This window comes from Campylobacter concisus, assembly GCF_002913745.1.
Taxonomy (GTDB): Bacteria; Campylobacterota; Campylobacteria; order Campylobacterales; family Campylobacteraceae; genus Campylobacter_A; species Campylobacter_A concisus_R.
In genome coordinates this window covers 1-592 of sequence record NZ_PPCG01000081.1, presented here as the reverse complement: position 1 = coordinate 592, position 592 = coordinate 1, and the positions used below count along the sequence as shown (strand labels likewise).

At 34.5% G+C, this 592-nt stretch carries 1 protein-coding gene; it reads right to left on the bottom strand.

Annotated features, from left to right (window positions below; all coding sequences use genetic code 11):
* A partial coding sequence (locus tag CYO90_RS10060) for a Cj0814 family flagellar-dependent secreted protein (RefSeq protein WP_429827843.1) occupies positions 1-536 on the bottom strand: 536 nt, incomplete at its 3' end.
* Between the last annotated feature and the right edge of the window lie 56 nt (positions 537-592).

Sequence of the window (592 nt, the reverse complement as noted above, 5' to 3'; positions counted from 1 at the left end):
ATTTTTTTATCTTTTGAAAAGTAGCCTTTTGGCATCTTTGCTAGATCTTCATTTGAGTAAAACTCTTTACCCTTACTAATAACTCCAGCTGAAATTTGATCAAAAATTTTATAGTATTGCTTGATAGTATTTGCTAGATCGATATTTGCAAAGCTATCCTCTCCAAAGAGTTGGTTATCTTTCTTTGTTTCCATTGAAAAATTTATACTATTTGGGTGTTTTTGATTGTGTAGCACTATCGCATCAAGCGTGCTTTTGTGGATTTTAAAGTCCTGTGGCAAGCCTGCAGCTTTGTTAAAGTCAGCTCCCATAAATCCTTTAGCATCTACACTATATCCATAGCCCTCTTGTGAAGTAAATTTGGCCTGATAAAGAGAGTCGATACTACTATATGAAACAAAGTCATTTTTAGGAATAGTGGTTTGGCCGATCGAATTTATATTTGGAGTGTTAGGTAGGAAATTTGCAAAGCCTTCGCTTTTTGTCTGTTTTTGGTAGTGCTGTTTTGTTAAGATGGAGTTATAAGAGACTTTCATAGCTTACTCCTTGAAATTTAGCTTCAAAGAGTAAGCAAGAGTTGTGCCGTAAATTT